At 42.0% G+C, this 13,710-nt stretch carries 13 protein-coding genes and 1 tRNA gene; 10 read left to right on the top strand and 4 right to left on the bottom strand.

Annotated elements, in window-relative coordinates; translation table 11 throughout:
* The first annotated feature begins 40 nt into the window (after positions 1-40).
* The 6 genes from AU255_RS11070 to AU255_RS19795 all read left to right on the top strand — a co-directional run bounded on the left by AU255_RS11070 (position 41) and on the right by AU255_RS19795 (position 4,737).
* On the top strand, positions 41-358 hold the full coding sequence (locus AU255_RS11070; RefSeq protein ID WP_080522913.1) for a nucleotidyltransferase domain-containing protein: 318 nt from the start codon (positions 41-43) through the stop codon (positions 356-358).
* Positions 355-657 (top strand): hypothetical protein, encoded by a 303-nt coding sequence (locus AU255_RS11065; RefSeq protein WP_080522912.1) that lies wholly within the window; start codon positions 355-357, stop codon positions 655-657. Before AU255_RS11070 ends, AU255_RS11065 begins: the two co-directional genes overlap by 4 nt.
* Positions 654-2,657, top strand: a complete 2,004-nt coding sequence (gene uvrB / locus AU255_RS11060) for an excinuclease ABC subunit UvrB (RefSeq protein WP_080522911.1) — start codon at positions 654-656, stop codon at positions 2,655-2,657. The genes AU255_RS11065 and uvrB overlap by 4 nt, the downstream gene beginning before the upstream one ends.
* A 66-nt stretch (positions 2,658-2,723) precedes the next feature.
* Positions 2,724-2,800, top strand: a tRNA-Val gene (locus tag AU255_RS11055).
* Between the two features lie 762 nt (positions 2,801-3,562).
* Positions 3,563-3,913 carry a cupin domain-containing protein gene (locus AU255_RS11050; protein WP_080522910.1) on the top strand — a complete coding sequence of 117 codons (351 nt, stop codon included), beginning with the start codon at positions 3,563-3,565 and terminating at the stop codon, positions 3,911-3,913.
* Positions 3,914-4,188: 275 nt separating this feature from the next.
* Positions 4,189-4,737 (top strand): hypothetical protein, encoded by a 549-nt coding sequence (locus AU255_RS19795; protein WP_143735909.1) that lies wholly within the window; start codon positions 4,189-4,191, stop codon positions 4,735-4,737.
* Here the strand turns inward: AU255_RS19795 and AU255_RS11045 are convergent.
* Positions 4,643-5,893, bottom strand: a complete 1,251-nt coding sequence (locus AU255_RS11045) for an ISL3 family transposase (protein WP_080522378.1) — start codon at positions 5,891-5,893, stop codon at positions 4,643-4,645. The genes AU255_RS19795 and AU255_RS11045 overlap by 95 nt on opposite strands.
* Before the next feature lie 203 nt (positions 5,894-6,096).
* On the opposite strand from AU255_RS11045, the gene AU255_RS11040 reads away from it, so the two are divergent.
* Positions 6,097-6,480 (top strand): hypothetical protein, encoded by a 384-nt coding sequence (locus tag AU255_RS11040; protein WP_080522909.1) that lies wholly within the window; start codon positions 6,097-6,099, stop codon positions 6,478-6,480.
* Positions 6,481-6,636: 156 nt separating this feature from the next.
* Positions 6,637-7,209 (top strand): DUF6155 family protein, encoded by a 573-nt coding sequence (locus tag AU255_RS11035; RefSeq protein WP_198942592.1) that lies wholly within the window; start codon positions 6,637-6,639, stop codon positions 7,207-7,209.
* A 60-nt stretch (positions 7,210-7,269) separates the two neighbouring features.
* Here the strand turns inward: AU255_RS11035 and AU255_RS11030 are convergent, their stop codons facing one another.
* Positions 7,270-7,770 (bottom strand): hypothetical protein, encoded by a 501-nt coding sequence (locus tag AU255_RS11030; RefSeq protein ID WP_080522908.1) that lies wholly within the window; start codon positions 7,768-7,770, stop codon positions 7,270-7,272.
* A gap of 646 nt (positions 7,771-8,416) precedes the next feature.
* Here AU255_RS11030 and ltrA point away from each other — a divergent pair.
* Together ltrA and AU255_RS11020 are read left to right on the top strand one after the other, a co-directional pair.
* Positions 8,417-9,730, top strand: a complete 1,314-nt coding sequence (gene ltrA, locus AU255_RS11025) for a group II intron reverse transcriptase/maturase (RefSeq protein ID WP_080522907.1) — start codon at positions 8,417-8,419, stop codon at positions 9,728-9,730.
* A 976-nt stretch (positions 9,731-10,706) separates the two neighbouring features.
* Positions 10,707-11,456 carry a class I SAM-dependent methyltransferase gene (locus AU255_RS11020; RefSeq protein ID WP_080522906.1) on the top strand — a complete coding sequence of 250 codons (750 nt, stop codon included), beginning with the start codon at positions 10,707-10,709 and terminating at the stop codon, positions 11,454-11,456.
* Between the two features lie 63 nt (positions 11,457-11,519).
* Here the strand turns inward: AU255_RS11020 and AU255_RS11015 are convergent, their stop codons facing one another.
* A complete protein-coding gene (locus AU255_RS11015; protein WP_080522905.1) occupies positions 11,520-12,863 on the bottom strand; it encodes an ATP-binding protein in 1,344 nt (447 codons plus the stop codon).
* A 1-nt stretch (position 12,864) separates the two neighbouring features.
* The gene (locus AU255_RS11010; RefSeq protein WP_080522904.1) at positions 12,865-13,554 is read right to left on the bottom strand and encodes a response regulator transcription factor; all 690 of its coding nucleotides are present in this window, start codon (positions 13,552-13,554) and stop codon (positions 12,865-12,867) included.
* Positions 13,555-13,710: the final 156 nt, after the last annotated feature.

Below are 13,710 nucleotides of genomic sequence, written 5' to 3'. Positions count from 1 at the left end.
GTAGGGCATGGCTTCAGTCGGCCTTTAATGCGACTGTTCCATGCCTTACAAGAACTTAGATTATGCAAAGCTTATGCGCTTAACAAGCAAACAAATTGATACTATAAAAAGTAGCGTACTGGCACTCGATGCCGGGGCGCATGTTTACTTGTTCGGCAGTCGAGTTGATGACACTAAGAAGGGTGGTGATATTGATTTACTTATTGAGTCGAACCTACTTACGAAAAATGATTTACGTAAAATTCGCTGGCAGTTTTTTGATATTTTTGGCAAGCAAAAAATGGATTTAATCTTGGAATCTGGCTCAGGAAATCATGAGTTTATTACTATGATAAAACCGCAGGCTGTTGAATTATGAGTTTAGCCTATCTACAAGAGCTAAACAGTGCCCTGGAAAAACAGCTATTCAGGCTGGATTATTCTTATCAGCAAGTGAAAGCGCTATCTGATCCGGCAGACATTAATATTGAGGAGTTTAATCAGTTTGAAAATTTGTGTAGTCGCTATGCGCGTACTATTGATTTTTTAGTGCGTAAATATTTCCGCTTTCTTGATGATGTAGAATTTGAAAATCAGGGAACGCTGATCAATGAGATTATGCGTAACTCTTTACGCTATGCTCAGCGTTACACTAAGGTTAGAGAAACACCAGAGTGAGTAAACAATTTAAGCTTCGAAGTCCATTTAAACCAGCAGGTGACCAGCCCACGGCTATCAAGCAGTTAGTCGAAGGGCTGGCCGATGGCGAAGTACATCAGACTTTATTGGGGGTAACAGGTTCCGGAAAAACCTTTACCATTGCCAATATGATTAATGAGATACAGCGTCCTGCAATGATTATGGCACCGAACAAAACGTTGGCGGCGCAGCTCTATGGCGAGATGAAAGAGTTTTTTCCGGAAAATAGCGTCGAGTATTTTGTTTCTTATTACGATTACTATCAACCGGAAGCGTATGTACCTGCATCAGATACTTTTATAGATAAAGATGCTTCACGCAACGAGCATATTGAACAAATGCGTCTGTCAGCGACCAAGGCCTTACTAGAGCGCAAGGATACGATTGTCGTTGCCACTGTATCGGCTATTTATGGTCTGGGTGAACCAGAATCTTATTTCAAAATGGTCTTGCACCTGGTGCGTGGCGATATGATTAAGCAGCGCGATCTTTTACGCCGTTTAGCGAGTATGCAATATACGCGCAATGATATTGAATTACGCAGAGCAACCTATCGTGTGCGTGGTGATGTTATTGACGTGTTTCCGGCCGAATCTGATGAAGCAGCCTTACGTATAGAGTTATTTGATGATGAAATTGAGCGTCTGTCTTTATTTGATCCCTTGACGGGCGAAATTTTACATCGTGTCGCACGTTATACCGTCTACCCCAAAAGTCACTATGTTGCTCCAAGGGAACGATTACTGGAAGCCGTTGAAAAAATCAAAGTTGAATTAAAAGAGCGCCTGGAGCAATTACGCTCATTAAATAAACTCGTTGAAGCGCAGCGGTTAGAACAGCGTACTTTGTTTGATATTGAAATGATATACGAAGTAGGCTACTGCTCCGGTATTGAAAACTACTCACGTTACCTATCCGGGCGGGATGATGGTCAATCACCGCCAACCATGTTTGACTATTTACCCAAAAATGCGGTCGTCATTATTGATGAAAGTCATGTCACAGTGCCGCAAATAGGCGCGATGTATAAAGGAGATCGCTCGCGTAAAGAAACGCTGGTTGAATATGGCTTTAGATTACCCTCCGCTCTGGATAACAGGCCAATGCGTTTTGATGAATTTGAAAGCCAGATAGGCCAAAGGATTTATGTTTCGGCGACACCGAGTACCTATGAAAAAGAACATTCAGGGCGATTTATAGAACAGGTTGTCAGGCCGACAGGACTATTAGACCCTGAAATTGAAGTACGCCCGGCAAGGACTCAGGTGGATGATTTATTATCTGAAATTAGTCTGCGTGTTGAGAAAAAGGAACGGGTTCTGGTCACTACATTAACCAAAAGAATGTCTGAAGATCTGACAGAATATCTGATGGATCACGGGGTGCGAGTACGCTACCTGCACTCAGATGTCGATACAGTCGAACGGGTGGAAATTATACGTGATCTACGCCTGGGTATATTTGATGTACTGGTCGGAATTAATTTACTGCGTGAAGGTTTGGATATCCCCGAAGTGTCTTTAGTTGCTATTCTGGATGCAGATAAAGAGGGGTTCTTGCGTTCTGTCGTCTCATTAATCCAGACCATCGGTCGAGCCGCCAGAAATTCAAACGGTAAAGCGATTCTATATGGTGATCGAGTCACCAAGTCCATGGCACAAGCAATAGAAGAAACGCAACGACGCAGAGAAAAACAGATAGAATTTAATCTGCAACAGGGTATTACGCCAACGACAATTTTTAAATCGGTGACCGATATATTAGAGCTGACCATACCCGGGGCAGGGCTGAACCAAAAATCAAAACGTAAAGTAGCTGAAGAAAGCGCCAGTTACCAAAAGTTGTCAGCAAAAGATAGAGAGAAAAAGTTAGCCCAACTGGAAGATCAAATGTATAAACATGCAAAAAACCTGGAATTTGAAGATGCCGCGCGAGTCAGGGATGAAATAAAACGATTACAGGCAGAAATGTTGATATAGCTATTGCAAAATAAGCCCGCTCGGATATAATAGCTGCTCTTAAACATATCTTGTTTAAGATTCTTTAGGCGCGTAGCTCAGTTGGTTAGAGCACCACCTTGACATGGTGGGGGTCGGTGATTCGAATTCACTCGTGCCTACCATCTAAACTCTTGTTTTAGATGGTAATTTCTGAAAGTTCAAAAATAAAAATACGCTTGAAAAACGCTGTGGCTAAAAACAGCTTTGGGGCAGTGTGTTTAAAGTTACTTTTAAACCATCGGCAAATGCTGCCATTCCACTTGTGAGATAAAAGCACAAAGAACAATCTCATATTAGTAGCAATAGCCGTTTTGATTTCTGGGCGTGGTACAAGAGGCTATCTAAAAGAAAGTGCTACTTATGATGATTTGTATAAAGATTATAAGGATTGCATCATTGCTGGTTTAGACTCACAGCATTATATGCTCTGTGTACAAAGGCTGGATAATTAGCAAAAGAAAAGATGTTACGGCCTTTAGACCTTAAATTAAGTGTTTAATGTTTTAGTCACAATTTTGTCATACAGATACTGCCGGGCTTGATAAAACTAATGGCCGGTATTCCTCAAAGAGCAATCGACCGTAAACAGGATAGTGATTGGCAGATGACGACCCATTGCGGGTCTGTCGAGAGACTACTTTTACAAGGAACGACAAGCTCAGATGAGGCAGTAAGAGATAATATGAACCTTGATAAAAAATATGGCCGTTAAAAAACGAGCGGTGCTTCCAGCGGTTAACTGGAGCGCTTAGATATGCATTATTTAACGATGAGATTATTGAAAAAGAATGGATTCTTCCAGGCAAAAAAGGGGGGAGAACAACATACTAAAGCACATCCCAAGTCATTCTGATTCTGGGCATAAATCTAACTATAGGAATAACATGAAAGAAATTACAGTTGATAGCAACCCAAGCGAAGCACTTTTAAAAGAACTGGGCGTTGCTAACTGGCCAACCTGGGAAAAAGAAGTATCTACATTCCCATGGGAATTCGTTACCACAGAAACTGCACTTATTTTAGAAGGTGAATGTGAAATGACACCTGCAGATGGCGGCCCTTCAACTACTTTCAAAGCGGGTGACTTAGTGGTATTTCCATTAGGCTATAAAGGTACCTGGGAAGTGAAAAAAGCACTTAAAAAACAATTCAAACACGGCAACGGCAACATTGTAAAATGTTTTTTTAACCGTATGAAAATATGGTCAAATTGCCTTAAATCAATGATGAAGTGAAGTTTACTCAATAACAGTTTCTGATATTTTGGCAAGCTCGTATTCTGAAGGTGAATAACTGGGGTGGATTAATGTGTACCTGACCCCAGTTATTTAGACCCCAGTTATTTACAGTTATTTATACCTGACCCCAGTTATTTCTAACAATGCCATAAACTCGGACGTCAAAAAGCTGCGCCGCTCGTTCCTCACTCTGCAGCTTTTTGCCTCTGGTTATGGCTGGCGTTAGCTTTTTCAATAGCGTTACCCTAATTTAATGGATAGGATAAAGGTTCATGGCTAGATTATTAACAGTTATTGGGGTTTTGGTCACAATACTTTACTCGGTATTTATTTATTGCTTAATTAGTCCTCAACTGGATAAATTGAGAACATTACCATTAAATGAGCTTGGTGATTTTTTAGCTGGCGTCTTTGGTCCATTAGCCATCTTTTGGCTAATTTTAGGTTTCCTACAACAAGGTAAAGAACTTCAGCAAAGTACAGAAGCTCTTGAGTTACAGGCAAAAGAACTTAAAAATTCGGTGGAGCAACAGAAAGGATTGGTTAATGCTACAAAAGAACAAATAACTGAAATACGCAGGGCTTCCATCAGACCAAATTTAGAGATATATTTGCAATCAAATATAGCATCAATGCAGTTTATGGATTTACATTTGGAAAATACTGGTTCTGGAACAGCGAAAAATGGCTCTTCCCGATTTCGCGGGGTGACCACAACATATAGTGTTAAGCATATCCGAATAAACGTCGGCCTTCGACATCAAGCCAAATATGCTGAAATAAACGCCCTATATCATAAATGCCATAGCAACGTCTTTTGATCACCTTAATTTTGTTATTCAGTCCCTCTACAAAACCACTGGTTTCACGGCGAAGAAAATAATTAGTGATTTCATGCTGCCAGTTTTGTAAGGTCACTATAAATGAGTTGAAACAGTCCAACTTCAGATTTCTAACCTGCTCGACCCATGAATTTAGCTCAGCTTCTGCCTGACTTTTACTTAAAGGTCGGTTAAAAATACCCGTCAATGCTTCCCGATAAATATAAATTTGCTTAAGCTCTGGCGCATAATTAAAGAGCTGTATTAATTTAATTTGTTGCTCTTCATTCAAGTCCCAGAGTGATTTTCGGAATAACCACATCACGCCTTTCAGTTGGGCATAATCCTCACTAGAAAGCGTCTTTTTCAGTGTTTTCATCTCTTTTATTCTTGCGTTGTCTGCACAGGCTCGATAGCTTTTGGTCACATGGAATCGATCAACCACAACCTCAACGCCATGAAGTTCCTCATACACTGCATTACTGTAGCCGTCATACATATCAACGCAGGCACGTTGTATTGTTCTTTTAATTTCCACGGGAATGCTTTGTAGAAATATTTTTACTGTTTCCTTTTTGCGATTTGGCAATACGGCCAAAATGCATTTTTCTCCGCCTTCATTGATCCCTGAAATGATAACAACAAAATCTTTATGTCCTTTTTTTAACGCAATCTCATCAAGTCCAAGTAATGGCAGGCTTTTTATTGTCTCCCAATCCACTTCTTGACGAATATAACGATTAATAATGCCTTCAACAGCCGCTTCATTAATGCCACGTTTGATACTGATGTCGGTTATTGTGCTATTGATTAGGTCGCGCAATATCCACTGTTCATAGGCTTTAGTATGTGGGCTTTTTTGATCATACCAACTACAGCGCTGAGTGGTTGTCGGGCCTTGATCACAATAAGGGCATTGGTAACGCTTCGGTTTGATCTTAATCCAGACGGACTGTTCAAAGATCGGTAAATGGCGTAACGTAATTTCTTTGCCATAGCCATAAAACTTATCGATAGGCTGATGGCATTGCCGACAAGTTGTGCCTTTGCATGTACTTTGGACTTTAATAATAATTCCTTTTTTAGACTCAGTATCAAATGCCTCTATTTGCACATCGGGTAAATCCAAAGGAATTTGTAACAATATCGGGTTCATTTATTTAAAGTTTGCCGTCTAAAAAGATGGCTATCATACCCAGCCTGCACCTAAATAATCAAATAGCAATATACTACATATAGTGACTACCCCGCGAAGTCGGGAAGAGCCCGAAAAATATTAAATTTATTTTTTCTGGAAAAAATGGTGAGGAATTAAAGCTTACTGAACAGGGTATAGTTAATAAATTTGTTAAGCTAAATATGCTCAAAACAGGTATATCATCGCTTGCCCCAAAGGAGAAAAGAACTAGTTTTATACTCAGCTTTTTAGATTTAAGTTCTGAACTAAAAGACAAGATATTTGAGATAAGTTTCGAAATTCGAATTGAATATTTTGACACTGAAGGGTATCAATATTTATCAACATCAGTTATAGATTTGGGGGAATACGAAGGAATAACTGAATTAGGTGGTGAACCTTCCTATAAATTATATAAAGAAATAGAAAAAATTCGAAAATTAATAGAAGGCTTCCAAGGTAGTTCATCAACTAAAAGGCTCAAGGTAGACCTGTTTACTTCTGAAGATAGGGACACGGATGAAAAAGCTATAGAAGAGCGTTTTATAAACAATAATGAAGCATAAGGTTTCGTTTAATAAAACAAAAACTAACAAAAAATTCCAGTTGACCGCTAGCAGCGCAGTTTTTCCAGCGGTCACTTTTTATCAAAGTTCAGTGTGTTATCTTATATCTGCCAGCAGCCACTGAATTTGGCGTTATGCTTAAAAAATTACCTCGCTATGAAAGTAAATGACTTAAAAAGAAATCTTAAGGATTCGTCAAAAGAAGAACTGATCAAGGAAATTGTTGAGCTTTTTAAAAAGAATAGCTTTGTTAAAGATTACTATATTTTAAAATATGATATTGAAAGTAATTCATCCATTTTAAATAAGCATAAAGATATAGTTGAAAATGAATTTTTTCCAAAAAGAGGGTTTGGCAAAGCAAGGTTATCAGTTGCAAGGAAGAGCATAACTGAATTTAAAAAACTATCCCAAGATAAAATACAACTTGCTGAGTTAATGGTTTTTTATGTCGAAATGGGTGTGAAATTTACAAACTGCTATGGTGATATCGATGAACCATTTTATCTAAGTATGGAAAGCATGTATGACAAGGCAGTAAAATTAATTATTAGTGCTAAGTTAGAAGATATGTTCAACCACCGTTGTTTAGGAATAGTAAATGATACGGCTGATACGGGATGGGGGGTTCATGACCAATTGAGTGCAATATTCTATGAGCATCTTGGTGGAAATAATAAGCATAAAGAAAGCAGTGGTTCAGATCTTGAATTGAGAATCCAAAAGTGAAACGGATAGAATGACCCCCTCTAAGCTTTCCTTCTTTTTAGACGGGAACTAGCCTAATCATCAGCGCATATTATCGATAATCACTTTGATCTGTTCCAATAGCTGGCGCTGTTGTTCCGATGAAAACGAATTGAAATCATTTTCAAAATCGGCCAGACTATAAGCCGGTTGCTCAGCGTATTCACCCGATAACGTAACACCACAGTCTAGCAATACCTGTTGAATCGGTTGTTCGGCACCCTCTAGGGATATCAGACTGGTCAATACCGTTCTAATCATGGTATGAGCGCGGATAAACATTGTCTGGCCATTCAGCATATCCTGAACGATTTTATCGACATTCTCATCAGTATAACCATGTCGCTTATCACTATCCCCTCGCATCGTAATCGTGACGGGTGTCCTTTTATCGATTTGATATTCAAATTCAAAATCCCTGTCTTTCGAAGCCAGCAAGCTGTTGGCATCCAACGCAAACTGCAACTTATTCTCTTTACACACAATCGCCATCCTGAGCCTGTCATACAAGCCACGCTGTGGTAAAGGCGGTGTGACTGGCATGATAGTCAGCTAGCTGGTGGAAATCCGGCCTTTGCCCTGTGAGAAGGGAAAAAGTAGGCGAAAGCAAGGGTGTCCAAAGAAACTCCCGGTAGCTACCCAACAGGGAAACACGGTTATTGGGAGCCAATGCGGAATCTGAAGGAAGCTCTAGCCAAATCGATCACCTAAACGAAAGTGAACCTTCGTAAGGCGGCAACAAGGGGATAAGGTGCCCGCGACCACCGAAGTCCAATATTCTCACCGTAACGTGTTGTTGTATTGAAGGTAGGTAGATCGAGAGATAGTTGACTATCTTACCCAGTGAAGAGCCGTCGGCTTTGGGTCGGAGTAACTGCGACTCCTTAAGCCCTAAGCGCTACAGTAATGTAGACGTTATGAACCGAGGGTTTTCAGATGAAGCCATAGTAATCGTAAAGTTTGGTGCCGATGAATTCATGGTGACATGAAGGAGGGTAAAACATCAAATCAGCAACAGGACGTTGGAGGTGAAGGGCGGAACACGTAAGCGGCCATGGCCGTTGATTATAAACTGATGGACTGAGATCAGCCTAACAGGAACAACCCTCTATTCGCGTCGTAAACAGTGAACGAATCGGTTGTGCGAGATTGAAGAAAGCCCATTGCAAAAGAAAGAAAAAAAAGTGAAATGAACGAACACGACCTATTAATAGAGGAACCCAGACTTTTCGACCAGTTATGCTCAACCTTATACTTGGGCGTCGCTTTTAAACAGGTAAAGAAAAACAAAGGTAAACCCGGCATAGACGGAATAACCATTGCAGACTTTGAAACTCGTTTAGACGAAGAGCTAAGTCAGTTGCAAGAGGAACTCGCAAACTGGACTTATCAACCCTCGCCAGTCCGTCGAGTAGAAATAGCCAAGCCGGGAGGCAAAGGTGTACGACTACTCGGCATACCGACGGTACGGGATCGAGTGGTACAAACAATATTAAAGCTACTGCTGGAACCGGTCTTTGATCCGCATTTTTCACCGCACAGCTATGGATTTCGCCCAGGGCGAAGCCAGCACGAAGCGGTACAAGCGGCACAACAGATAGTGAACAGTGGCAAGCCCTACGTGGTGGATATAGATCTATCCAAGTTTTTTGATAGAATCCATCACGACAGGCTGATAGCCCGAATGGGCGAGAAAATATCCGACAAACGGATACTTCGCCTAGTCGGAAACATGTTGCGTAGCGGCGTCATGATCAATGGCATCGTCAACCCCAGCAAGGAAGGCGCAATGCAAGGGGGCTCACTCAGTCCCTTGCTGAGCAATATCGTTCTGGATGAACTGGATCAGGAATTGGAAAAACGTGGACTGGAATTTTGCAGGTACGCGGACGACTGTAATATCTTCGTAAAATCGCAAAAAGCGGCAGATCGAGTGATGGAAAAAGTCAGCCAATTCATCGAAAAGAAGCTGAAACTGAAAGTGAATCAGGAGAAAAGCCAGGTGGCTAAATCCGATGCGGTAAAGTTTTTAGGTTTTACCGTGGTTAAGGGGACAATTGCCATTGCGCATAAAGCCCTGCAAACAGCCATGAGTAAAATCGAAGCACTGACACCGCGAGGTACACATCAGACTCTGGATACATCACTGGACGAGATCAATCAATGGTATGTGGGCTGGTCAAATTACTACAGTTTGACTTACTACCCCTCACAATTGAATAAAATCGAAGCCCATATCAGGCGACGACTACGATCACGAATAGTCGATCAACAAAAGAGAAAACAGCATCTATATCGAAAACTGGTCAAACGGGGCGTACCACGAAAACAAGCATCAAAAGCCGTCTTTTCAAACAACAAACGGTGGCAACTCTCCAATGCGCGAGCAGTGACGAGGGCTTATCCGAACAGTTGGTTTATAAATCTGAAAGGGCAGGAAATACGATCCGACCGAAAGTTAGAGCATTGGTTTGAAGTTTCTCAATGGATACGTCTTGCGTGAGGAGCCGTGTACGGACCCGTACGCACGGTTCTGTGGGCAGACGGGAGCTGCGGCTCCCTCTGACCCGATAACGCGCCAGCGTATATTTGACGTTATTCAACTTGTCCCATTCATGATGGAAGGTCCAGGAATTCATTTCCTGTCGGGTTTCCGCAACTACGCTGGTCGCTGAAACCATTAAGAAAATACCCATAATTCTGCCGAATCGAGAACGCTGTACGCGATTATGCTTCATGATACACTTCCAATATAAATTAAATTACAAATTCTCCGGCTTAATCCGCTGCTCACTTTCAGCATCCCATCGCTCTTTTTACCCAGACGTAGAAACCGTCTTTCAACAACGCCATCTTTCAACAACCATACCACATTTAACTACCCGACCTACTTGATATAAGCGATAAGGATGAGCAACTGTTGTTCACTCTTGTTGGCCAACGCCACGGCGGCCTTGTTAAAGCTGCCTCACCGTTCGCGATCAAGGCTTGCGGTCAGAGACTAAAAGGTACGCTCTGGTCGTCGCAGTATGGTGCTGTGTGGAGTAACAAGGTGCATAACCGCAGGTTATCTCGCATTGCTAATGCTCAGGAATAACTGGGGGCAGCGTAAAATTAGATTCTGGTATTGAATTCAAATGTGATGCTATTCTAAGTTTTTATAAACTGGCATTCAACCCGCTACGTTGTTTTTATACGTAGTTTGCTGTGCAGAAAATAAGTCAGTGGTTTACTACACTTAGAATATGAATCCAGGTTGGTTAATTTAGCCTGGAAATCGCAGTTGATCGCTATAAAAAACGCTAAGTGACCGAATTTAAAATATAATGATCGTACATGTTTGTCTCCTGTTGGGTGATGACTATACTCCGCTGCACGGTTTTGTGGAAAATCCGTGCTCAACGGCGGTTTCCAGGTTGAATGTTAGGTGCAACCAAGCACAACTTAGTATTTTTTTGTAAAAACTGTAAGGCTAATTTATGAATTCGAACGAAAATGATGTCATGTTTTCCATGACCGAACATAATCCGTTTACTGGTCGTATCGGCGAGGATTACGGCTTCCTTTCGATTATGTGTCCCAATGTCGTGACTCTGACTCGAAATCTTGGCTCTGCCATTGCAGCATGGCAGCCTGATACTGCTTTGCAGGGGCTTGAGATCGGCTGCGGCACAGGACTGAGCACTTTGTCGTTGCTCTCACAGCGTGAAAACCTGCATCTTCGAGCCTTCGATGCTTCTCCGGTAATGCTGGAGCAGGCACGCGAAAATCTGGCGGAGTATATCAACGCTGGTCGTGTTGAATTCATTGAGAGCGACGCGCTGGATTTTTTGCAGCAGCAGCCTGACGCGAGTATCGACATTGTCGCCTCGAATTATACGATCCACAATTTCCTGCATGACTATCGGGACAAGGTCTTTGCTGAAATCTTGCGTGTGCTTAGACCAGGCGGCCTGTTCGCAAACGGCGACCGCTTCGCTATGGATGATCGCGCTCAGCATCTGGCTTCAACGCAAGCCGATGTTCGTCACTGGTTCAAGGCTTTTACTGAGTTGGAGCGTCAGGATCTACTTGAAGACTGGATTGTGCATTTGCTCAGCGACGAATCGCCAGAGCACATTATGTATTCTTCGACCACTCTATCGACGATGCGGTCTCTTGGCTTCGCCGATGTGCGTTCAAGCTATCGCGAAGGCGTTGACATGCTCGTGACAGCGACGAAGCCTTGAACGGCCTCAGCTTGCGAAACGAATGAGGCCGAGACTTGCTGCCCCTATGGCGCTTTCCAAAGCTTAAGCTGGAAAGCGCATTTCGATACATAAACCGCCCTCTTGATGGTTATATGCTTTAATAGAGCCTTTGTGTATCTCGATGGCACGTCTTGTTATTGCAAGGCCTAATCCATAACCCGGTATTTTTATATTTTGATTAGTGTCATTGATACGCACGAATGGTTGAAATAGATCGGTCAGTTTTTCTTTATGAATACCCTTACCGCTATCACATACAGTGATAATGACATGGCTGTTTTCATGTTTGAGAGTAATCGTAACCTGAGTCTGTTCGGGTGTGTAATATATTGCATTGCGGATGACGTTTTCTATTGCTCTGCGTATCAGTTCGATACTGCCATTGATTAGAATTTCGTTGGCACTGTTAAACACCACCTGTTTATTCTGATTCTTTGCTTCAAAACGTGCGTCATCCGAGATGGAAGTTACTAAACCGTTAATATCAAAGTAATCATTTTCATTATGATAAACATCGGCTTCCAGTCGCGAGAGTGTTAGCAGTTCACCAACTAATTCATCAAGTCGCTGGTTTTCTTTTTCGATACGTTGTATCAGTTCGTTGGTTTTCTCAGGTTGCTGACGTATCATTTCAATCGCCACCTGCAAACGCGCCAGTGGCGAACGTAATTCATGTGAAACATCATTCAATAAGCGTTTTTGTGTAGCAACTAATTTCTGTACCTGTTCGGCCATATGATCGAAGTCTCTGGCCAGGTCAGCAATTTCATCTTTGCGATTACCAATGTTGTTCATTACACGCGTATCGAATTTTCCTTCAGCAAACTGATTTGTCGCTTTGCGTAAATGACAAATAGGGCGTGTGATATACCAGGCAAGGCTTGCACTGAAAAGTAAACTACCTAGTAATACAATGAATAACGGTATTAATGGCAAGTGTTTCGGAAAACTGTTTTCTTGCTGTAACCTGCGAAGATCTCGGTGTGGTACAAATAATAAAAACGCTTCACCTTCTGGTGTGCTGACCTGTTGAATGGCTGATTGTTGTGGATCGTTGGTCGCCTCGCGAGCTTTCTCTAGCAGAAAATGGGGCACTGGTCTGCCCAGAAGGTCGGTGCCTTCTTTGTTTACAATCAATATGGGTAAGGCTCGACGATGTTCTCTGATGTGTCGCTCAATAACTTCTTCCATTGCTTTACGGCCCTGTTTGCGAAGAATTCTGGCGTATGCATTTACGCTAAAATCTGCTCGGGGGTTATCCGCTATTACTTCCAGTTGTTCAATGCGTTCTTTATTGTGTTGCCAGACCAGTCCGCCAACAATAGTGCCGGTAACTAATAAAGTCAGCCATAAGCTAAAGAATATTTTCCAGAATAATCGCCCCATCTTATGCCTCGTCCGATAATTGATAACCCTGACCACGCACCGTAACAATCATTGAACCCAGTTCATATTGCGCCAATTTTTTGCGTAAATTACTCATGTGCATATCGATACTGCGATCGTATTTTTCCAGTGCTCGACCCAGGCCATGTGCAGACAGGTTTTCTTTGCTGACAATTTTACCGACCTGTTTCACCAGGCTATGTAATAGATTGAATTCAGTGCTGGTTAAATCGAGAACCTGTCCCCGTACCAGTGCTGTGCGCGATGATGGATTGATTTGCAGCGGACCAATATGTTGAACTTGCTCTTGCAGATCATGTTGTCTGTTATTCTGGGTACGACGTAATACGGCACGGATGCGTGCAAGTAATTCACGTGGATTAAAGGGTTTGGGTAAATAATCGTCAGCACCTATTTCCAGGCCGACAATACGATCAATATCATCACCTTTGGCTGTGAGCATTAGCACTGGCACACTGGATTGACCTCGAATACGTCGTAAAACCTCAAAGCCATCTAATTCCGGCATCATTACATCAAGCACTACGGCGTCATACTGTCCAGCAAGGGCCTTTTGTAATCCCTGCTTACCATCGAAGGCATAATCAATACTCAAACCTTCAGCTGACAGGTATTCACCTAACATGGAGGATAGTTCGGAATCATCGTCAATTATAAGAATGTGCGTCATAAGCCTGTGATGTGTAATGTGTATAACTGAATTTTGGCATAGATTCACAAGTTGTTTTTATGTCTTTACAAATCTTTACATAGCTTTACCCAGCTCTGACCCAATTTTGCAGTTGTTTCATGCATAATTTCAACCAAGGCAGCAATGATTGTTGCT

The sequence above is a fragment of the Methyloprofundus sedimenti genome, assembly GCF_002072955.1.
GTDB classification, from domain to species: Bacteria; Pseudomonadota; Gammaproteobacteria; order Methylococcales; family Methylomonadaceae; genus Methyloprofundus; species Methyloprofundus sedimenti.
The sequence above is the reverse complement of the archived record's forward strand: the minus strand, read 5'-3'. Positions and strand labels throughout refer to the sequence as shown.